The sequence below is a fragment of the Saccharospirillum salsuginis genome (genome assembly GCF_014651855.1).
Classification (GTDB): Bacteria; Pseudomonadota; Gammaproteobacteria; order Pseudomonadales; family Natronospirillaceae; genus Saccharospirillum; species Saccharospirillum salsuginis.
This window is the reverse complement of sequence record NZ_BMXR01000014.1, coordinates 83,001-103,390: the sequence shown is the minus strand read 5'-3', so window position 1 is coordinate 103,390 and position 20,390 is coordinate 83,001. Positions and strand designations below refer to the sequence as shown.

At 61.2% G+C, this 20,390-nt stretch carries 20 protein-coding genes; 7 read left to right on the top strand and 13 right to left on the bottom strand.

Features of this window, described 5'->3' with window-relative positions:
* Positions 1–86: 86 nt before the first annotated feature.
* Both IE111_RS21550 and IE111_RS21545 read right to left on the bottom strand, forming a co-directional pair.
* Positions 87–1,313, bottom strand: a complete 1,227-nt coding sequence (locus IE111_RS21550) for an MFS transporter (RefSeq protein WP_229805473.1) — start codon at positions 1,311–1,313, stop codon at positions 87–89.
* A 311-nt stretch (positions 1,314–1,624) separates the two neighbouring features.
* Complete coding sequence (locus IE111_RS21545; RefSeq protein WP_189612759.1) at positions 1,625–2,248, bottom strand: rhomboid family intramembrane serine protease; 624 nt, start codon at positions 2,246–2,248, stop codon at positions 1,625–1,627.
* 277 nt (positions 2,249–2,525) lie between these two features.
* Between IE111_RS21545 and IE111_RS21540 the strand changes: the two genes are divergently transcribed.
* A complete protein-coding gene (locus IE111_RS21540) occupies positions 2,526–3,887 on the top strand; it encodes a tetratricopeptide repeat protein (RefSeq protein WP_189612757.1) in 1,362 nt (453 codons plus the stop codon).
* Here the strand turns inward: IE111_RS21540 and IE111_RS21535 are convergent.
* The gene (locus IE111_RS21535; protein WP_189612756.1) at positions 3,884–4,702 is read right to left on the bottom strand and encodes an ATP-grasp domain-containing protein; all 819 of its coding nucleotides are present in this window, start codon (positions 4,700–4,702) and stop codon (positions 3,884–3,886) included. The genes IE111_RS21540 and IE111_RS21535 overlap by 4 nt on opposite strands.
* A 408-nt stretch (positions 4,703–5,110) precedes the next feature.
* Positions 5,111–6,163: a peptidase M42 gene (locus tag IE111_RS21530; RefSeq protein ID WP_189612754.1), complete on the bottom strand. Its 1,053-nt coding sequence runs from the start codon at positions 6,161–6,163 to the stop codon at positions 5,111–5,113.
* A 622-nt stretch (positions 6,164–6,785) separates the two neighbouring features.
* Between IE111_RS21530 and IE111_RS21525 the strand changes: the two genes are divergently transcribed.
* The gene (locus IE111_RS21525; RefSeq protein ID WP_189612752.1) at positions 6,786–7,340 is read left to right on the top strand and encodes a hypothetical protein; all 555 of its coding nucleotides are present in this window, start codon (positions 6,786–6,788) and stop codon (positions 7,338–7,340) included.
* Between the two features lie 54 nt (positions 7,341–7,394).
* On the opposite strand, the gene IE111_RS21520 is transcribed toward IE111_RS21525, so the two are convergent.
* The 3 genes from IE111_RS21520 to IE111_RS21510 all read right to left on the bottom strand — a co-directional run bounded on the left by IE111_RS21520 (position 7,395) and on the right by IE111_RS21510 (position 9,372).
* Entirely contained in the window at positions 7,395–8,153 is a 759-nt protein-coding gene (locus IE111_RS21520; RefSeq protein WP_189612749.1) for a DnaJ domain-containing protein, read from the bottom strand.
* A gap of 13 nt (positions 8,154–8,166) precedes the next feature.
* Positions 8,167–8,862 (bottom strand): vWA domain-containing protein, encoded by a 696-nt coding sequence (locus IE111_RS21515; RefSeq protein ID WP_189612747.1) that lies wholly within the window; start codon positions 8,860–8,862, stop codon positions 8,167–8,169.
* A 69-nt stretch (positions 8,863–8,931) separates the two neighbouring features.
* Complete coding sequence (locus IE111_RS21510; protein ID WP_189612744.1) at positions 8,932–9,372, bottom strand: universal stress protein; 441 nt, start codon at positions 9,370–9,372, stop codon at positions 8,932–8,934.
* Positions 9,373–9,616: 244 nt separating this feature from the next.
* Between IE111_RS21510 and IE111_RS21505 the strand changes: the two genes are divergently transcribed.
* Complete coding sequence (locus IE111_RS21505; protein WP_189612742.1) at positions 9,617–9,895, top strand: type II toxin -antitoxin system TacA 1-like antitoxin; 279 nt, start codon at positions 9,617–9,619, stop codon at positions 9,893–9,895.
* On the opposite strand, the gene IE111_RS21500 is transcribed toward IE111_RS21505, so the two are convergent.
* A complete protein-coding gene (locus IE111_RS21500; RefSeq protein ID WP_189612741.1) occupies positions 9,892–10,758 on the bottom strand; it encodes a LysR family transcriptional regulator in 867 nt (288 codons plus the stop codon). The two genes, IE111_RS21505 and IE111_RS21500, sit on opposite strands and share 4 nt — an antisense overlap.
* A gap of 94 nt (positions 10,759–10,852) precedes the next feature.
* On the opposite strand from IE111_RS21500, the gene IE111_RS21495 reads away from it, so the two are divergent.
* Complete coding sequence (locus IE111_RS21495; protein ID WP_189612739.1) at positions 10,853–11,830, top strand: YeiH family protein; 978 nt, start codon at positions 10,853–10,855, stop codon at positions 11,828–11,830.
* Here the strand turns inward: IE111_RS21495 and IE111_RS21490 are convergent.
* Positions 11,765–13,156 (bottom strand): cytochrome-c peroxidase, encoded by a 1,392-nt coding sequence (locus IE111_RS21490; protein ID WP_229805472.1) that lies wholly within the window; start codon positions 13,154–13,156, stop codon positions 11,765–11,767. The two genes, IE111_RS21495 and IE111_RS21490, sit on opposite strands and share 66 nt — an antisense overlap.
* A gap of 274 nt (positions 13,157–13,430) precedes the next feature.
* On the opposite strand from IE111_RS21490, the gene IE111_RS21485 reads away from it, so the two are divergent.
* The gene (locus IE111_RS21485) at positions 13,431–13,925 is read left to right on the top strand and encodes a tetratricopeptide repeat protein (RefSeq protein ID WP_229805471.1); all 495 of its coding nucleotides are present in this window, start codon (positions 13,431–13,433) and stop codon (positions 13,923–13,925) included.
* Between the two features lie 57 nt (positions 13,926–13,982).
* Here the strand turns inward: IE111_RS21485 and IE111_RS21480 are convergent, their stop codons facing one another.
* From IE111_RS21480 to IE111_RS21465, 4 genes are all read right to left on the bottom strand, one after another.
* Positions 13,983–15,062 carry a TRAP transporter substrate-binding protein gene (locus tag IE111_RS21480; protein WP_189612737.1) on the bottom strand — a complete coding sequence of 360 codons (1,080 nt, stop codon included), beginning with the start codon at positions 15,060–15,062 and terminating at the stop codon, positions 13,983–13,985.
* 123 nt (positions 15,063–15,185) lie between these two features.
* A complete protein-coding gene (locus IE111_RS21475) occupies positions 15,186–16,475 on the bottom strand; it encodes a TRAP transporter large permease (RefSeq protein WP_189612735.1) in 1,290 nt (429 codons plus the stop codon).
* Positions 16,476–16,482: 7 nt separating this feature from the next.
* Positions 16,483–17,046 carry a TRAP transporter small permease gene (locus IE111_RS21470; protein WP_189612732.1) on the bottom strand — a complete coding sequence of 188 codons (564 nt, stop codon included), beginning with the start codon at positions 17,044–17,046 and terminating at the stop codon, positions 16,483–16,485.
* Between the two features lie 147 nt (positions 17,047–17,193).
* The gene (locus tag IE111_RS21465; RefSeq protein WP_189612730.1) at positions 17,194–18,099 is read right to left on the bottom strand and encodes an aldo/keto reductase; all 906 of its coding nucleotides are present in this window, start codon (positions 18,097–18,099) and stop codon (positions 17,194–17,196) included.
* Positions 18,100–18,386: 287 nt separating this feature from the next.
* Here IE111_RS21465 and IE111_RS21460 point away from each other — a divergent pair, with 287 nt between their 5' ends.
* Positions 18,387–19,118: a GntR family transcriptional regulator gene (locus IE111_RS21460; RefSeq protein ID WP_189612728.1), complete on the top strand. Its 732-nt coding sequence runs from the start codon at positions 18,387–18,389 to the stop codon at positions 19,116–19,118.
* A gap of 73 nt (positions 19,119–19,191) precedes the next feature.
* The gene (locus IE111_RS21455; protein ID WP_189612726.1) at positions 19,192–20,310 is read left to right on the top strand and encodes a Gfo/Idh/MocA family protein; all 1,119 of its coding nucleotides are present in this window, start codon (positions 19,192–19,194) and stop codon (positions 20,308–20,310) included.
* Positions 20,311–20,390: the final 80 nt, after the last annotated feature.

Sequence of the window (20,390 nt, the reverse complement as noted above, 5' to 3'; positions counted from 1 at the left end):
GCTCTTAAATCCAAGCGGAATGATCCTGTTGGATTACGCCTTCGGCTACCGATTCCGGGGTGCCGGACCAGACGTACCGATCCAACCTACTGCTCCACCTCGGCGGGCCGGAACGAAAAGGTCGCCCCCACGGTGGCCACCAACGCATAACCGGCCATGGCCAGCAGCATCAGTCGCGCCGTACCGCCCGCATCGATCAGGAACCCCAGTAACACCGGCGAGGCCGAGGTGCTGATCACCATCATCGATGTCATCAGCGAGCGGATGCTGCCGAGGTGGGTGGTGCCGTACACCTCCGCCCAAACGGCATTGGCGATGGTGCCCATCATGCCGATGCCAATGCCAAGAGTGCCCATCATCAGATAGACCACCCAGCCACCTTCCAGAAACGCCCCGAAACAGAGCCCGACGACGAACGGCAGGCCCAGAAAGCGCAACAGGTGTGTGGCCGAAAAGCGGTCCACCAGGGTGCCGGTGACGATCGAGCTGGCCCAGTGCACGGCGCCGTAGACGATGAAGGCACTGGCGAACAACGCCGACGACCATCCTTTTTGTTCCAGAACGAACCCCTGGTGGATGAACAGGCCGGTGACGATAAACGGCGGTGCCAGGATCAGCGGAATCGCCAGCCAGAACCGGCGATCGGCCAGGACGGTGCGCCGGGACCCATCCGGGATGGACTCGGCCCGACTGGTGGCGGGTTCGCCCCGGGTCTCACGCTCGCTCGGTCCGGCCCGTTTCAACAGGAAGCCGATGGTGGGTAGAAAGACCAACGGAATGAACAGGGCGATGATCAGCCAGCTGTTCTGCCAACCGACCAGGGCGATCAACGCCACCGCCAGGCTCGGTAGCACCATTTCTCCCAGCGGCACGCCATTGCCCGCCACGCTGGTGGCCTTGCCGCGATTGTAGGAGAAATAGCGGCCCATGGTCGTCATGGCGGTGTGCGGCATCATCCCCTGGCCGCAGAAGCGCAGCAGAAAGAGAGCGATAACCAGGCTCGGCAGCGAACTGACCTGCCACATCAACAGGGCCGCCACCGTCAGCCCGAGTGCGGCGGCCGTGATGAACCAGCGCAACGCGATGCGGTCGATCATGCCGCCCACCACCAGAATCGTCAGGCCGCTGACCAGGGTCGCGGCGGAATAGGCCGAGCCGTAGGTCGCCGCCGACAACCCCAGCTGCTCCTGAATGGCCGTGCCGTACCAACTGATGAAAAAGGACTGACCGAAGTTGCCGAAAAAAACGGTCATCAGGCCGAAGACCAGCATCGGCCAATAGGATTGAAAGACGGTGACGTAGCCTTTGAGCACGGTGTTCCCCGGAATGGATGAATGGTGAAGGAGGCGGGCAGTGTACCGGTTTGGACCGTTGCTGTTTAGGAACGCAGGGGTGTTTGTGGTGGGACGAGCGCGGTTTTGTAGGGCAGAAGAGGCTTCGCCGATATCTGCCGTGGAATTGCCATTGGATTTCTTAGAGGCAACTCAGTGGGCTTCGCCCACTCGGCAGATGTCGCCTGGAGCTCTTCTGCCCTACGGTTGTGGGTTATGCCGGTGGCAGGGTACCCATTCGGCAGATAACGCCCTTCGGGCTCTTCTGCCCTACGATAGCCTCAGTTCGCCGGTTAAAACGGTCCGGGGCGTTGGCGTTGGGCGCGCCGCCGGACGTAGGGCAGCCACACATACCCCAATACAAACCCGCTCACCAAACCGCCGATGTGCGCGGCGTTGTCGATCGGCCCGAAAAAGCCGATGGCGATGTTCAGACCGACAAAACCCAGGGTGTTCTTCAGGAACATGCTGCGGAAGTCCGGCTTGAACAGGTTGGTGGTCAGCAGCGCCAGGAAGAAGCCGTACATGCCGAAAATGGCGCCGGAAGCGCCGACACTGACCACGTTGTCGTTGAACACCAGGCTGGCGGTGCTCGCCAACAGGCCGGTCAGCAGGTAGACGATGATGAAGGAGACCCGACCGAGCAGCGGTTCGAGAAAAATGCCGATGTTGGCGAGGACGATGGCGTTGAACACGATGTGCAGCAGGCCACCGTGCAGGAAGACGCTGGTCAGCAAACGCCACCATTGGCCATCCAGGGTCAAGGGGCCGAAATTGGCGCCGAGCTCGACCAGGGCCCGGGCCGGGAACCACATGATGCTTTGGGTATAGGCCACGGTGAACAGAAAGATGGCGGCGTTGATGTAGATGATGGCGGGCGTCAGCCAATAGCCGCGCCGCATGGCGAAGAGGTTCATCCAGGACGTCCTTCGAGTGTCTGAAGAAAAACAGTGTACCAGAGGATGGGGTAGGCTCGCGGGGGCACAAGCTCGGGCAAGACGGTTTGACAGTGCCTTTACCCACAGAAAGTGTGGATAACTGTGTGAATAAGCTGGGAGGCGATGGCGCCGAGGCGCTCCCGTCGGTAAGATCGAAAAGACGTTAAAAAACAACCAGTTATAACCCCCTCCCGTAGAACCCCCGGAATCGGCTATTATCCCGCCACGCCTGTTGACCGACGCCGGACCCAAGCCGATGACCGCGACCACCAAAGCGACCGAAATCCTGCAGCTGATCCAGCAAGATCGGCTCAGCCCGGCCTCCGCCCGGCTCAAACTCTGGTTGAAAAAGGAACCGGACAATGCGGACGCCTGGCACCTGATGGGCGTGGTCCACCTGCACCGGGAAGCCTTTGCGGATGCCCGGGAGGCCCTGGCGCGGGCGCATCGGCTCCAGCCCGGAAACCCCTACATCCTGAACAATCAGGCCGTCGCCCTGCTGCGCCTCGGTCGCCCGAACGAGAGCGTCGACGCCGCCCGCAAAGCGCTGGCCCTGGCCGATGCCGACCCCGGTTTCTGGGCCAACCTCGGTTACGCCCAGCAGGCGAGTCGGGATTTCGCGGCCATGGCCGAGGCTTTCGAACAAGCCAGTCGACGGGCGCCCGGCGACACGGAATTTACCCTGGGTTGGGCCACGGCGCTTCGCCAACAGGGTGATTACGCCGCCGCCCGAACCACCCTGGACAAGGCCGAGCACCCTGATCTTGGTATCCGTCTGGAACATCTGGTGCTCGCCGTGCTGACCGGTGACTCGAAGGCCGAACAACAAGCCGACCGCGCCCTTGGCGGGCACGATCTCGACGCAGCCGATGCCCTCGCCGACGCCGGCTGTACCGGGGCCGCCTTAACCCGATACCGCCGCCACCTCGAGCGACACCCGGACGACGCCACGGCGCGTTACCTGGCGCAGGCTCTGGAAGGCCGGATCGCGGAAACCAACAACATCGACTACGTCGAACACCTCTACGACGAGGCCGCGCCGCGTTTCGAGGAACGTCTGCTCGGTCATCTCGACTACCGGGGGCCGCGGTGGCTGGCGGAGCATCTGAATCACCTCGGCGAGCCCGACCTCATCTGGGATCTCGGTTGCGGCACCGGCCTCGCTGGGCCGGTCCTCAAAGCCGAATGGCCGAACGCCACCCTCGTCGGTGTCGATCTCAGCGACGCCATGCTGGCCCTGGCTCAGAAGAAGCGGTGTTACGCCGCGCTCCACCACGCGAGTCTGAACGATGGCCACTTTCTCGACCGGCTCGCGCCCGAACATCAACAGCCCGACCTGGTGCTGTTGATGGATGTGCTGATCTATTTGCCGAACGCCACCGACTGGTTACGATCGCTGGTGGATAAGTTGCCCGGTGGCTGTCGCGTGGTGATCACGTTGGAGCAAGGTCGGCACGAGCAGATCCAGCCGCAGGCGCGGATCCAGCATGACGGCGATGCGATTCGGGAAGCTCTGTTACCCAACCCCTGTGTGCTGGATGAAGCCGGGATGATCCGGCTGGAGAAAGGCCGGGCGGTTGAAGGGCGCTGGCTGATCCTGGAAAAAGGCGGTTGTTAAACCGCCACTGGAAAGTCCCCTGGCGGTGTGCCGGGACTGTCCGGATCTTCCGGTCGGGAATTGCGCTCAAGATAGGCCAGGATCGCGTCCCGGAGTTCCGTTCCCTTGTTCAAGCCCTGGTTGCCGAATAACCGGTTGAACTCGATCAGATAAGGGTAATCGCCCACCATGGCGATATCGAACCCGGCGTGATTCACTCCCAGCGTCGTGGCTACCCGCATCGCCAGGTCCAGTGCCGCCTGCGGCACCTCACCGTATTCGACCCAGCCACCGCGTGCGACGTTGTTGTAAAACCCCTGATCCGCCTGGTGTCGCCAATAGGCGGTGATCACTTTGTCCCCGACGATAACAATGCGCAGATCTTTCTCGATCGGCAGGTATTCCTGCACATACAGCACATCGGTGATCTCGCAATACCGCACCCAATCCAGCCGGTTTTGAATCAACCAGACGCCCTCGCCCATGCTGGCTTTCGGTTTCTTGGCGACGAACGGCAGTGTCATGGTGTCCCACAGCAGGTCGCGCTGGGTCGGGCCGTTGGGCTCGATCAGGGTCAGCGGTGTGTGTTCCGGGGCGACCATTTCAAAGGCGCGGGTCATTTCGATTTTGTTATGGCCGATGCGGTAGCTGGCTTCGCTCGGGAAGATGCGACAGTTGAGGCCGTAGAGCAGGGCGTTGAGTTGCCAGTAGCCGGGGAACAGGACCCAGTCGGCGTCGGCCAGGGCGTCTTTGTGAGCGAAGAAATGTTCCGGTTTGAGGGTCTGGACGTTGGGGAAGCCCAGGGTTCTGAACACGTCGAAGGAGATCAGTTTCATCGGGGTTGTCGTGGGTTGGGGAGGCGAAATTTTATACAGAAGTGGGGTGGGTGCAAGGGTTTGTTATTGTGCCAGTGGTTATTGGTGCCAGTGGTCCGCGACCGGTGCCGGGGGTAGGCCCATCGGGGCCGCCGTGTACCCATCCATGGGGGCTAGACCGCAGCATCCCTGCTGCGCACTACCCCTGATGCATTACCCCGGCGCCGGTCGCTTGGGTCCGTGGTTGCTCTCGCATCCGGTTCCACTGCCTGTAATTGGCGGGTACTCGCGTAGGGTGGGCACGGCCCACCATGGAAGGATACATCGGCTCCAGCCTGTCCTTTGGCTGTAAGGTGTCCAGACGTGGCGCATCCTGGACATTGGTGGGCCGTGCCCACCCTACCTGGCCTAGCTTTAACCAGTAGTTCGTCAGCGGTTACTCACCGCCTTGAGCAGTTCCACGAAGGCTTCCACGGCGGAGACCTGGGCGGTTTCTTCCATGGTGTGGTAGCCGGTGGTGGGGATTTGCATTGTGGTGCCGTGGACGAGGCCGTTGGAGGCGGCGGTGATGCGGCCGAGTTCGGTGCTGCCGAGGGAGGCGGGTTTCTGGCCTTGTTGTTCGGCGAGGGCGTTGCGGGCGAGGATGAAGTCGTCTTTGTAGCTGTAGCGGATGTCGAGGTCGCGGCAGATGGCTTCGAGTTCGGTGGTGGTTTCGATGTTGAATTCGGCGTTGGCGTCGCGGTGGCGCAGGACGATGTCCTGGGTGTCGGCGGTCTCGCGGTCGGGGTAGGGGCTGGTGTCGACGACGATGAGTTGGTTGGTGGTGCCGCCGAAACGCCGGAACCATTCGAGCAGGTAGCGCCAGCTTTTACCGGCTTCTTCCTGGGCGGTGAAGAAGGCGGTGCCCTGGTAGCCGAGGGCGAAGAGGTGGACGAGGATGGCGGCGGTGAGGACGTTGTCGAGCTGGCCGCTGAGCAGGCCGTTTTGCTGGTTGAGGCGGTCGCGAAAGGCGACGGGAGTGCCGGCGACGAGGTGTTCGAGGCCGTCGACGGTGAAGATGAGGTTGTTGCGGTATTCGCAGATGTAGGTATCGCGGATGACACCGGCGCCCCGGTAGGCGCCGGACCAGGGTTCGTAGGCCAACAGCGGGGTGTCGGAGAAGCGGTCGACGATTTTGCGCATCAGTTCTTCGGAGACGGAGTTGCCGAGCAGGTCGGAGCGGCTGCCGGCGACGAAGGCGGCGTACTGGAATTCGTTGGGGCCGGTGCAGATAAGGCCGTGGCGGTCGATGTGGGCGGAGAAGTAGTTGCTGTGCGGTTTGTCGCCCTGGGCGACGAGCAGGCCTTCGTACCAGGTGACCTGGGCGCCACGTTCTTCGAGTTCCCGTTGCAGCACGCGAAAGAAGGCGTGTTCGGCGCCGACGACGCTGGGTTCGCGGATGAGTATTTTCAGCAGGTCGATGAAGTCGTCAAAGTGCCGCATGGTGGTGGTCGTTCCCGCTGTGAGGTTGGTTCGAATAGCGTAGAACAGAGGTTGGGTTGGTGCCTAGTGGTTTGGGTGCCAGCGGAGCCGTGATATGTAGGGCAGAAGAGCTCCAGGCGATATCTGCCATGGTTTATGTACCGTGTCTTTGGATGACCTGTGGCACGTTATACTCCCATGGCAGATATCGCTCCGCTCTTCTGCCCTACATGCAAGTGGCCAGTTCGAATGTTGGCAATACACGTTCGGGGGTCAGGGGTGGGGGTGTCCCTAATCCGGGATGTCGGTGCGCAGGACGCGCGCCGTCAAGCCCCCATGGATGGGTTGAGTGGGCGGCATACCGCGCGACCCGGATTAGGGACACCCCCACCCCTGGCCCAAAGCACCGAAGAATAACCAACCACCGGGCCGCCGAACTCAACCATTTCCTCAGAACCCTCCCCTCAGAACCAACTCCAAGGTTGCTATATCAAAATATATTGATATAGTTGGAGTCACAATTGACCCGCTGATTTAATGTGTAACTTGCGAGCGGTATATAAATGCAGCTAAAGCGCCGTTGCTTTATCTACTCTTTTCCCCTCGCCATTGAATCAGCACCGATGAACGACACAGGTGCTCGATGACAACGCTTTTCTCTCATTTTCTCGCCCAGGTTCTGGGGTGTGCCAGTACCGAGAATGTTCATAATCTCGTGCGGACGCGGCTGGTGTTCACGCCGGACCATGGTTTGTCCAACGACGCCATCGACGATTTTATTCTGAACGGGACCGAGGATGAGGCGATGCTGATATTCTGGTCCAACACCTTGTCGATCGATCTGGATTTGCTGCGCGATGCGGCGTCCATGGCGCGTCGCAGTCGGGCGGCGCAGTCGAAACGCCTGCCGGAGTTGCAGTTGAACTGGACCGGGCGGACGGCGAATCTGGAGCCGGAACGGCTGATTCAGGTGACGGTGCGGCTGGATCTGGAAGACCACCCGTTGCGTGAGCGGTTCGAGCGCGCGGGGCCGGGGGTGCTGGAGCGCACTACCGGGTATACGCTGGCCGATCTGAATCGGCCGGGGGCGATGGATCAGGTGGTGTCGGTGGCCAATGCGCATTGGCATGAGGTGGAGCAACTGACCGGCCTGCCGGCGGAGCGCATCCACATCGAGCTTGAGGCCTTGCCGGTCTGATGAGGCAGCGTCCCCCGGTATGCCAGAGTCCCGGGGGAAGGGTTCGGAGGCTCCTCAATCCCCCAGCAAATGGCTGCGCGCGGCGTTGATGCGGGCGGCGAGGTAGGGGCTGCCGCCCCGGTCGGGGTGCAGGCGTTGCATCAACCGGCGGTGGGCCTGGATGATCTCGTCGCGGCTGGCGCCGGGTTGCAGACCGAGGATTTCATAAGCCTCGGTGTCGGTCATGCGGCCGTCGCCGGTGTTGCCGCTTGAGTCTTGGTGGTCGTCGCCGGTGGTCTGGCCGGGGTCGTCCTGGCGCCAGGCTTCGCCGAAGCGGCGGTCGAGGTAGGTTTCCAGCAAGCGGGCGGATTCGGTGTCCTGCTGACGGCAGTATTGCAACAGTTCGATGAATTCGTCGTCGCCGAGGTCGGCCAGGTCGCGGCCGGTCATGGGGCCTTCGAGAATGCGGCCGCTCATCTCGCCGCTGTCGTGATCGAGCACCATTTCCAGCAGGGCGGCCCGCACGGTGGATTGTTGGCCGGTGTTGGCCTGGCTCTGTTTGCGCTGTTGCCGGCGTTTGTGCCAGACCGCGAGAAACGGCAGGGCGCGAAGCAGAATGGGTAACAGGCGCCGCAGGAACGGCAGGCTGAAGGCGAGCAGGGCGCCGAGCAGATAGAGCCGCCGGGTCAGTGCCAGGTAGAGAATGGCGAAGAGCAGCAGGGCGACGACAACCTGGGCGGCGGCCCTGGCGCGTTTTTGCGGCGGTTGGCGTTGGATGTAGAGAAACAGTCCGCCCAGGGCGAGCAACAGCAATAACAGGCTGAATGGATTCACGGTCGTCCTTATGTCACTTCAATTGCCGGGTGAGGCGTTTGACTTCGCCGCCGTGTCGGGCCTGGAAGTCTTCCAGCGCCTGTTTGCCACCGGTTGCGTATACTGCCACGGCGCCGAGCAGGTCTTTCAGTACGGCCGGGCTGCGATGGTCGAAGGGCACGTAGGCGCCACCGGAGAGTTGGGCGATCTGTTGGAAAACGCGCTGGGCGTCGATGTCGTGGCCTTCCTGGAAGGCGAACACCGGCGTGCGCAGCATGCCCAGTTCACCGGCGAGCTGACACAGGTCGTCGGCTTTCTCCTCGCAACAGTCCCCCACCAGAATGACCGCTTTGACGGCCTGCTCACGCGTTTCGCGAATCGCCTGTTTGAGCACACGGGCGATCTGGGTGTGTCCGCCCAGGCAGGTTACACGGTTCATTTCCTTGAGCAAGCGTTCGGTTTGGGTCAACCAGGGAGAAGCGTGGAATTCCTTGAAGCCGCGATAATAGACCAACTGGATGGCGAGCCCGCCAAGATCGCGGGTGGCGAGAAAGAGTTCACTTTGCAGCTGGCAGGCGGTGTCCCAGGTGGGCTGGCGACTGGCTGTGGCGTCCAGCGCGAAAATCAGCCGGCCTTCGCGGCGAGCGACCACAGGGGTTTTGTCCGCTTGCTTGATGAAGCGGTCAATGGCCTGCGAACTGGAACGGGTCGTGATGTTGCGATCGGACATGGTCGTGGCGCCTCCTGCCCCGAATGGTACAAAGAGCGGGGGCGGAAGGCCACGGTCCGGTAACGTCGCTTACCGTACAGTTACACAGGTGCAGGGTGCGAGATGGCTGACCTTGTGCGAGACGCTGCCGATCAACAGGCTCTTCCAGTCGCCGAGGCCGCGAGTGCCCATGACGATCATGTCCACGCCCAGGGTTTCCGCCTTGGCGATGATTTTCCGGGCCGGATCTCCGATTTCCAGCGAGGTCTCGACATCGGTGACGCCCTGGTCCCGGACAATGCCGGCGGCGGCTTCGAGAATCTGATGACCCGCTTCTTCCAGTTCCTCGCGGGAGGCGTGCAGCGTAATGCTGGCACCGCCCAACACCATGACCTCGTCACCGGCGGCCGGTTCCGGCACATGGAAGAGGTGGAGTTTGCCGTCGTGGTGCTTGGCCCAGTCCGCAGCGAACTCGATGGCTTTCTTGGACTGTTCGGAGCCGTCCACCGGCACCAATACTGTCTTGCTCATGGTGTATACCTCCTGACTTGCGGTTCCCATAACCGCTGTATGAGTTCGGCCACCGTTCTCATCAAGGGGCGATGACCTCGACTATCAGCATGGCATAGTCTAGACGAGGTATTTTGATCTGCATCAAGATGCGGTATGGGCCGCATTTGTGAGCTGCGGTTCGGGTAATTGTGATCTTATCGAACGGCGCCTGCGAAGATCTGGTCTAAACTGATGCGTCATCACTTCCGGAAAGGATACGGCCATGCGATCCGAAGAACCCGCCCGTCAGGTTCACCCCTTTGAGTTTCACTTGACCGAAGCCGAATACCGCCTGTTCGAGCGCGCCGCCGAAGCCTGGCATTGTTCCATCCAGGATTTCCTGCTGGACGCCGCGCTGGAAAAAGCCATCGCCGTGACCGAGGAAGACGTCTCGTCCCATTTGGCGACCGTGACCTCGGATGAGCTGCACCCGCCGCTGGAGCCGGCACCGGAAACCCACACCATCGACGTTTCCCCCGCGAAGAATTCTTCGCTCGCTTAGTCCAACTGGGTGAGCATCGCTTGAACCAAGGCGTTATCCCGGTTCTCGGGTGAGCATACCCAGGAGAAACGCCGCATCAGGTTCAGTGGTGTGTCCAGTGGCACCAGGTGGCCGGCCGTTACCTCGTCCTCGATCGCCAGAGCCGACAGGCAGCCGATGCCGAGGCCGGCCCGGACCGATTGCTTGATCGCCTCTTGCCGCGTCAGTTCGAGCGCGACCCGGGGTTTCATGCCCTCCGCCTGAAAGGCGGCGTCGAGCACGGCCCGGGTACCGGACCCGGCTTCGCGCACCACCCAGTCCTCGCGGGCCAGTTCTGCGACCGACGGTGTCGGTCCGGAGGCGAGCGGATGATCCGGTGCGCAAAACACCGCCAGACGATCCGAGCGCCAGGGCACGATGTCGAGCGTCGGATGCAGGGCCGGCCCCTCGATCATGCCCAGTTGGGCACGGCCTTTTTCCAGTCGCTCCAATACGCCTTCTGTATTGAGAATATCCAGCTGCGTCGAGGCGTCGGGATAGCGCCGTTGGAACCGCGCCATCATGGTCGGCAACAGATAGCTGGCAATGGTCACGCTGGCGGCGACGCGCAGGGTGCCGGCGATGCGGTGGTCGTCGGCCCGGTTCAGGCCGTCACTGAGGCTGAGGATCTGCCGGACCCGGGGCAGAATCTGCTGGCCGGCGTCGGTGAGCACCAATTCACGCCCGATCCGGTCCAGGACGGCGTAGCCGAGCTGGCGCTCCAGCTCCTTGATCGCCTGGCTGGCGGCGGACTGGCTGATGGCCTGTTCGTCGGCCGCGAGGGTCAGGCGGCCGAGGCGGGCGGTGGCTTCGAACAGGCGCAGTTGGCGCAGGCTGAGATTCATTGGAAAATCTTAAGTGATGGATAAGAAATATCCAATATACTTATAGAGCGTCCGGTTTTAAAGTCCTCCCCAATTGGAATAAGGGAGCCGACCCGTGCTGATTCGCCTGTTGCTCATCGCCTTTGCCGCCACCGCCCTGGCGCAAACCGCCACGCTGACCGCCATCGGCTTGAGCGCGTTGCCGTTGGCGATTCTGATGGGCATCGGTTACGGCAACCTGGCCCGGCCGGAATACAACGACCGCGACGCCACCCTGTTGGCGTTCTGCCAGCAAAAGTTGCTGCGGCTCGGCATCATCCTGTTCGGTTTCAACCTCAGCTTTCAGCAGATCGCGTCCGTCGGCTACCAGGCCATCTTGTTGGATATGGCGGTCATCGTGATCGTGTTGTCCCTCGGTATTTTTGTCGGCGTCCGGCTGTTCAGGTTGCCGCGCGAAATCGCGGTGCTCACCTCGGTGGGCAGTGCCATTTGCGGCGCGGCGGCCATCATGGCGACCGAGCCGGTGATGCGCGCCCGCGAGCGCGATGTCACCGTGGCGGTGGCCACTGTGGTGTTGTTCGGCACACTGGCGATGTTCAGTTACTCGGTGATCTACAGCTTCGCCGGTATGGATCCGTCCCTGTTCGGTATCTACATCGGCAGCACGGTGCATGAGGTGGCGCAGGCCGTCGCCGCCGGACAGTCCATCGGCGGCGAGGCGATGCAGAACGCCGTGGTGGCCAAGCTGATCCGCGTGATGCTGTTGGCTCCGGTCGTCATTGCTCTGGGCAGTCTGATGTTCCGCGAAGCCGCCGAGCCGGGTCGGCGCCGGCCGATTCCGGTGCCCTGGTTCGTTTTCGGGTTCATCGCCACGGCCGCATTCAACAGCGTCGTTTCCTTACCCGCACTGGCCTTGGAAGGGCTGCAACTCGCGTCCCAACTGAGCCTGGCCATCGCTATGGCGGCGCTCGGCATCAAGACCCGCTGGGCCACCATCCGCCAGGCCGGCACCAAACCGCTGGCGCTGTCACTGGTGCTCTTTATCGTCCTGATGGTGGGCGGCTACGGCCTGAACCTCGTCTTCTACGGTTGATTGGTCGACTGGTAAACCGCTGGGCACCCGATCGGGAATGCCCAACCGATGCCCCAGGCTGGTGGCGTCGGACAGACTCTCCAGAAACGCCACCAGAGCATGTATCTCGGCATCGGTTCGTTCTGGAATATCGATGCTGATGCTGTTCCGGATGGTGGCCATCTCCCGTGCATCCTGCCACACCAGGAAATCGTGTCGATTCAGGTAATCGTCGTCGATCAAAATCAATTGTTCACGATCGTACCGATCCAGAGCCGCTTCCGGGTTCAGGTGGTGGCGAATCATGCCTTCCAGTGTGGCGTAGGCGCCGTTGTGACCGTAGGGCGCGGTGGCGGCCACATTGCGCAAGCTGGGCGTGCGGAAATGATAGCGATCGGCCAGGCGATCGGTCTCATTGATGCGACCCATGTCCCGCGCTTTGTGATCGAAGGCGCGCGTGCGTCCCGGTCCCAGCGGTGGCAAACCCAGGCCGTGGAATTGCTGGTCGCTTTGCAGTGGGCCGCTGTGGCAACCGCTGCATTGGGCCTCGCCATAAAAAAGCCGCATGCCGGTTTTTTGCGTGTCGGTGAGGGCGGTTTCATCACCGCGCAAATAGCGATCGAAGGGGCTGTCGTCGGCGCGCCATTCGAATTCCATGAAGGCGGCGAGCGCATTGGCGATGTGGCTGATGCGAATGTCGGCGGATTGGTCGACGTCGTCGAAGGCGCGTTGGAACCCGGGTTCATAGCCGCCAACGCCACGTACGCGTTCGGCGAGCACACGCCAGCCGTAATCGATGCGTCGGCGCACGGCGCCCAGCACTTCGTTTTCATTGGTGTCGCCGGCCATTTCGAATTCGGAGGTGATCGGAAACAGGGCCTGAGCTGCGACGATGTTGCGCAGGTCGGTGGGCAGAAATTCGAGAGCCGGTGAGTCGAAACCACTGGCGTAGAAGTCGCTGGTTGAAAGCCGACCGTCGTGAAACAGAACCTCCCAGCCGCGAAACCCGAGATTGAACAGCCCCGGTGCGTTGCGCGGTATGCGTTTTTTCACCTTGGATTCACCGGAACCGGATGTCCGTTGCGGGCCGAGGCCTTGACCGCCTTCGCCTATGCCGAGCGATAAGCCGTCCGAGGTGCCGAAGTCCGGATGGTGGCAGGTGCTGCAGGCGATGTTGCGGTTGCCGCTGAGTACCGGGTCGTAAAACAGCAATTGACCTAGTCGGGCCTGGTCCATGTCGATCGGGTAAAAGTCGTCATCGGTCAGGGCTCGGGGTAAATCCGATGCCTGAGCCATGGTAAAAAATACACCGATGAACAGCATTGAACGGAGCGGTTTTTCAATCATGGTTTTCCCCGCTTTTCTTGTTATATTGACGGAATGGATAGATCCATTCCAACGACTAAGACTGCAAAGTCGGCTGCTGTGCCAAAACCCGCACCGGCTACCGGACAGACCTATGCGGGGTCGCCGTAAACCCATCCATGGGGGCTTGACGGCCGCCGTCCAGGCGGCCGACATCCCCGCATAGGTCTGTCCGGTAGCCGGCGCTGGTCACCTGTTGACTCTGGATTGTTCAAAACCAATCTCCTCTATTATTCACGACACCGGGAGTACAACAATGACGATGAAATCCCTGTCGACCTCGATCGTAACCGGTCTGGTGTTATCGTTCGGTTCGATGACGACTCAGGCCGATGTGAAGGAAGGCCTGCGTCTGATGAAGGCCGATCAATTCGATGCCGCGATGGAAGAATTCCTTCCGGCGGCGGCCGCCGGGAATGCCACGGCGGAGGAGTTGATTGGTGTGATGTACGCCATGGGGCTGGGCGTCGAAAAAGACGACCGGCGTGCCTTTGAATGGTATCTGCGTTCGGCGATGAAAGGGCATCCGGGTGCGCAGTCCGGTGTCGGCTGGTATTACGAAGTCGGCCGGGGGATCGAGGCGCCGGAACTGGTTCGAGCCTATATGTGGTATGTCCTGTCGGCGATCGGTGGCGATCCGGACGCGGCGATGAGTCAGGAAGAAGTCGTGAAAAAGATGACGCCCGAACAAATCGAGCAAGCCAAAATTCTGGTGGAGGATTACAAACCCTTGTTGTATCCATTTCGGTAACCACCGGGTCGGTATTGGAAAAAAAAAGGGCGAGCCCGAAGGCTCGCCAAACTCCCCTTACATCAGGTCTTGCTCGTACTGAGCTTCGATCGCTTCCTCGGCTTCTTCCGCTTCGGAGGCGAGCAGGTTGTACCACTTCTCGCCGTCTTCGATGTTTTCCTGGAACCAGGTGTACACCGGGGCGGCGGCTTCACGGAATTGCTCTTTTTCTTCCAGCGTCGGCACGTAGAGCTCACCACCGGCTTCGGCGAAGTCCTGGTAGGCCTGGATGGACTTGCGCTTCGGTGACGCGAAGGTGGCTTGCTGCAACGCATCGAAACCATCCACGACGACACGGCGCAGGTCTTCCGGCATGTCCATGAAGACTTCGTTGTTCATGTACCACAACGCCGCCATGTAAGCGTGACCGTCCAGGGTCATGTGCTTCAGCCCGGCTTCGGGAAATTTCATGCCCATGACGTCGGTGATGCCGTTCTTGGAGCCTTCGACTACGCCGGTCTGGAACGAGGTGAACAGTTCCGGCCAGGGGATCGGTGTCGGGCTGGCGCCCATGGCCTTGACCAGTTCCTGCGGCAGGTCGGCGACGATGGTGCGGATTTTCATGCCTTCCATGTCGTCGGGTTCCTGAATGGTTTTCTCGGTGTTGGCGAAGTTGCGCCAGCCGCCGGTGTTGCCGATGGTCATCAGGCGGACCCGCTCGTCGGAATCTTCCAGAATGGCGTCGCGCATCTCGCGGGTGAAATCGCCCTGGAAGACGGTTTCGGCAACCCGGTCGTCGCGCAGTACGTACGGCAGATCCAGAACCTGCACGTACGGATACATATTGGCGGCACCGCCGGAGGTGGAGATGTAGATGTCCACCGATCCGTCTTCCAGCGCCTGCAGGCACTCGGTGCCGTTGGCGCACAGTTGGGTACCGATGTAGAGATCGACCGCGATGCGACCGTTGGACCGTGATTCCACGAAGTCCTTGAAGACGACCAGGCCGTCGTAATCCTCGTCGTTTTCATTCGAGTTGGCCACAGCGCGCAGGTTGTAGTCGGCCGCGCTGGCGACGCCCATCGCCATACTCAGAACGGTGCCGGTCACGGCGCCCACGCATTTGGCAATCAAGGTTTTTCTGGTGTCCAAGCTCATAGCTGGCTCCTCTTGTCGTCTTCCATTGTTATTGTCTTGACTTCACGATCGATGGTCGCGCCATCGGTAACCGGTTCGGCCCCGGGGGGCCGAACGTCGGATTCATCGGGTTCGTCGAACCCGTTATTTCACCAGTCCCAACCACTTCGGTACCGTCAGGGATACTTCCGGCACGAAGGTGATCAGGAAAATTACGGCGATCTCCACCGCCAGGAACGGCAGGATGGCCTTGGCAATGGATTCGACCCGTTCGCCGGATACGCTCGAGGCGACGAACAACACCAGCCCCATCGGCGGTGTCGCCAGGCCCACGGTCAGGTTCACGCTCATGATCATGGCGAAGTGCACCGGATCGACGCCGAGTTCGATGAAAATCGGGGCCAGGATCGGGCCCAGGATGATGATCGCCGGGCCGGCATCGAGGAACATACCGATGATGAACAGCATGATGTTGATCATGAACAGCAGAATGTAGGGCACCTCGCTGATCGACAGCACCCAGAACGCGAGTGATTCGGCGGCGTGGGACAGGCTCACCACGGTTTTGAACGTGATCGCGGAGCCGACCAGTAACAACACGACGGCCGATGCCTTGGCACTGCGTGTGAAGATGGCGGGCAATTCGGACACCTTGACGGTGCGCATGACCCACACGCTCAGTACCAGCGCATAACCCACGGCCACGGCCGAGGCTTCGGTCGGGGTGAAGATACCGCCGAGAATGCCACCCAGAATAATGACCGGTGTCAGCAACGGCAGGATGGCCTTGCGGGTGCTGCCCGCCCGTTGACGCCAGGTGTGTTTCTCCGAGGCCACCGGGAAGTCGTATTTCTTGGCCATGATGGCGGTGACGGCCATCAGCGCGCCGCCCATCAGAACGCCGGGCACCAGTCCGGCGGCGAACAAAGCCGCCACCGAGATCTCCATGGTGTAGGCGTAGATGATCATGATACCGGACGGCGGGATGATCGGTCCGATCACCGAGGACGCGGCGGTGATCGCGGCGGCGAACTTGCGCTTGTAGCCGTTCTTTTCCATCGCCGGAATCAGCATGGAGCCGATCGCCGAGGTATCCGCCACGGCGGAGCCGGACAGGCCGGCGAACAACATGCTGGACATGATGTTGACGTGTGCCAGGCCGCCCCGCACATGACCGATGAAAGACTGGGAAAAATGCACCAGGCGCAAGGTAATGCCGCCCTGGTTCATCAGTTCCCCGGCCAGCATGAAAAACGGAATCGCCATCAACGGGAAGGAGTCGATGCCGTTGTAGATGTTGCGGAACAATAGGGGCAGGTCACGGTCCATCCCCTCCCACACCAGCATGGCACCGGGGGCCAGCAAGGTCGCGAAGAATACCGGCAGGCCGATCAGCAACAGAATCAGAAACAGGGGTAAAAACAGAATCAGCATCGGGGCCTCACTCGGATACAACAGGGGTGGGGTGGCTGTCTTCACCTTCGGGCAAGCGTGAGGCGAATCCTTTGAACAGCAACAGACCCACGTCCTTCATCAACATCTCGATGTTGACCAGCAACATGGTGCCGAAGCAGACCGGCATGGCGAGATAGATCCAGGCGCGCGGCAGATCGAAACTGGCGGCACGTGTGCGGAACCCGCGCTGAAAATATTCGAGACCGAGTGTGAACAGGTAGTACAGCACCACCAGCGCACAGACATGGAGGAACAGTCTCAACAGTCGGGCGGCCGCCCTGGGAATGAAGTCGTGCAGCATCTCGATGGCGACGAACGACCCCTGGCGATAGGCGCCGGCGGCGACCAGGGCCATCATCCAGATCATCAGCGCCCGGGCCGCTTCTTCCGGCCAGGGCAGGGCGTTGTTGAACACATAGCGGAACACGACCTGCAACAGGATCGACGCCACCATCAAGGCGACGCAGATCCAGGCGATGGAGTGTCCGATTCGGATCAACCCGGTGTTGAGTTTGCGCAACCCGGTCAGGATGAAGAGGTAAGCGTTCATCGGGCGCATCCTCTCCGTGACCGGTGCGAGCGGTTCTTAGTTGTCATTGTTGAACCTCGCACGGTGGGCCGTTGTGGGTAACGGCCTTCTTTTATCGGTTGTGTATCGAGCCCGGTCGCCGACGGGTGGCAACCGGAGTCACGTCGATCAGGGCACTTCCTCGCCCGCGGCCGCGGTCCAGATTTCATACCACTGCTCGCGGCTGACGGTGATGTCGAGCGCGCCGGCCAAGCCTTCGATGCGTTTCAGGTTGTTGGTCCCGACCACCGGCACAATGCCGGCCGGATGCGCCAGCAACCAGGCGAACGCCGCCAGGTCGACCCGGTGCTCGTGATTGGCCGCCAGTTGTTCGAGCAGCGGGCGTACGCGCATCGCAGCCGCCGAGTCATTGTCGAACAATTGCCCGCCAGCCAGTGGCGACCACGCCATCGGCTGTAATAAATCCAATCGCATGTCCGACAGGGTGCCGTTGGTGAACGCGCTGCGTTCCAGCACGCTCATTTCGATCTGGTTGGTCACCAGTGAATGGCTCATGCACGACTGCAGCAGTCGCCAGTCGGGTGCGTCGAAGTTCGATACACCGACCGCGCGGACCTTGCCGCTGTCGATCAGGGCATCCAGTGCCGGGCCGGTTTCCTGAGGGTCCATGAACGGATCCGGCCGGTGGATCAGCAGCAGGTCGAGGTGGTCGGTGTGCAGGTGACGCAGGCTGTTCTCGACGCTGTTCTGGATGTAGGCGGCACTGGTGTCGTAATACTTCACCTTGCGCTCGGGAAACTTGTCGGTGTTCAGGGCGATGTCGCACTTGGAGATGAGTTCCATCCGGTCGCGCAACGCCGGGTCGGCTTTCAGCGCCTGACCGAATACCGCTTCGCACTCGTAATTGCCGTAGATGTCGGCGTGGTCGAAGCTGGTGATGCCCTGGTCGAGGCAGACGTCGATCTTGCGGCGGACATGGTCGACCGAGGTGTCGCTGTCGTCGGCCAGACGCCAGACGCCATAGACAAGACGGCTGAGTTGGACATCGCTGTTGGGGAGCGTGAGTTTCTGCATGTCAAAACTCCGGTTGCCGGCAATCGCCGGGAACGTTTTCAGTGGTGAATTGAGTCTTAATCCTATCTCAGATCGCTGTTGTTTGTTGGGAAGACTCAATTCAGAAATCGGTTGCATCCATACCCTAGCAATGTATTCTGTTGATGTAAATCAATAGTGAATGAATTATTTGAGGGGCGGTCGAAACGGCTGTGGTATGCTTGCCGCCGACCCCCGGTCTGGGACATGCTAGGCGGTTTTCCGGCCCAGCCAGTCCGGGTCATGATCGACAGCAACCGGAAGTCCGCATGACGAACATCAGCAGAGCCCACAAGAACAATGCCAAACGCCTGCCCCTCTACATTCAGATCAGTGAACTGCTGCATCGCGAGATTGCCGCGGGTCACTATCCGGTAGGAGAGCGACTGCCCGTCGAAGCCGACCTCGCCGCCCAACTGGGTGTCGCCGTCGGAACCCTGCGCAAGGCACTCGCCAAACTGGAAGAGGACGGTATGCTGGAGCGTCGTCAGGGGTCGGGGACCTATGTGAAGTCCACCCTGAACGACAAGGCGATTTACCAGCTGTTTCGGTTGGAGTTGATCGAGGGAGGCGGCATGCCTAATGCCGACATTCTCTCGGTCGACGGCCGTACCGAAGCCACCGTCGCCGACCAGTTGGCGCTGCCACCGGAGACGCCCCTGTGGCGAATCCGACGCCTGAGGTTCCTGAACAAGACGCCCGGGGCCTGCGAAGAGATGTGGATCAACCAGGCACACGACCCGAACCTGAACGCCGAAGTGCTGCACGAGAGTTTGTACAAGCATTATCGCGATCATTTCGACTTCTGGATCACCCACATCGAGGACCGCATCAGCTGCACCAAAGCCCCCGACTGGGTGGCCAAGCTGTTGAATAAGGAAGCGGGCGATATGGTTGGCTACGTGGAACGCCTGAGCTGGTCCAACAAGGAGCGCATCGAGGAATTTTCGCGCACCTGGTTCGACCCGGACATCGTGCGCTACATTTCCCGACTGTCCTGACCCTCCTGCCGGACTCCGAAACCGACATCCGGGCGCGTGCGCCCGGTATCCAGACCAAAGGGGAGTACCGGTGATGAAACACCTGAATTACGGCATTCTGGGCTGCGGCATGATGGGGCAGGAGCACCTGCGCAACCTGGCCCTGATTGAAGGCGCGCGCGTGATGGCCATCGTCGAACCGGACCCGGCCATGCGCGATGCCTGTCGCGAGTTGGTTCCGGATGTGACGTTTCTCGACAGCGTCGAATCCCTCTGCAGCTTCAACGATCTCGACGCCCTGGTCGTCGCCAGCCCCAATCACTGCCATGCCGAGCAATTGCTGACGCTGCTGGAACTGACCGAGCTGCCGATCCTGATCGAAAAACCCCTGGTGACCCGGCTCGATCAGGTCGAGCCGGTGCGTGAGGCGGTTGCCCGTCACCCGGCACCGGTCTGGGTGGCCATGGAATACCGCTACATGCCACCGATCACCCAACTGCGCAAGCACATCGATGACGGGGATCTGGGGCCGACCCATATGCTCAGTGTTCGCGAACACCGTTTCCCCTTTCTGCCCAAGGTGGGCGACTGGAACCGCTTCAATGCCAACACCGGCGGTACACTGGTCGAGAAATGCTGCCACTTTTTCGATCTGATGCGGTTGTTGTTGCAGGATGACGTGGTCCGGGTCATGGCCAGTGCCGGCCAGAACGTGAACCATCTGGACGAGCAATACGATGGCGCCACACCGGACATCCTCGACAACGCCTATGTCATTCTCGATTTTGCGGGCGGCCAGCGCGCCATGCTGGAGCTGAGCATGTTCGCCGAAGGGTCACGCTATCAGGAAGAGATCAGCGCGGTTGGGCCCAAGGCCAAGGTGGAATGCCTGGTGCCGGGTCCGGGCCGGTTCTGGCCGGAACACTTGGGCGAAGCACCGACGCCCAAGGTCATTCTGAGCCCCCGCGACCCGAAAGGCCCGATCGAATCCGACATCCCGGTCGACCCGGAATTGCTCGCCGCAGGCGACCACAACGGTTCGACCTTTTACCAGCATCTGGGGTTCTTCAAGGCGGTCACAGAAGGCGCGCCGGTTGAAGTGACGGTCGAGGACGGCCTGAAGGCGGTGGTGATCGGCCTGGCGGCACAACAGTCAGCCGCGACCGGACAGGCTGTGCGCATTACGGATGGAGGATTCAGTTTCGAGGGTTGATTGGTCGGGGAGCCCGGCAATCAAAACGGTGGTTTGTTCAAACCGTTCTCGGTGGTTAATCGGAACGGCGAAGATGGGTA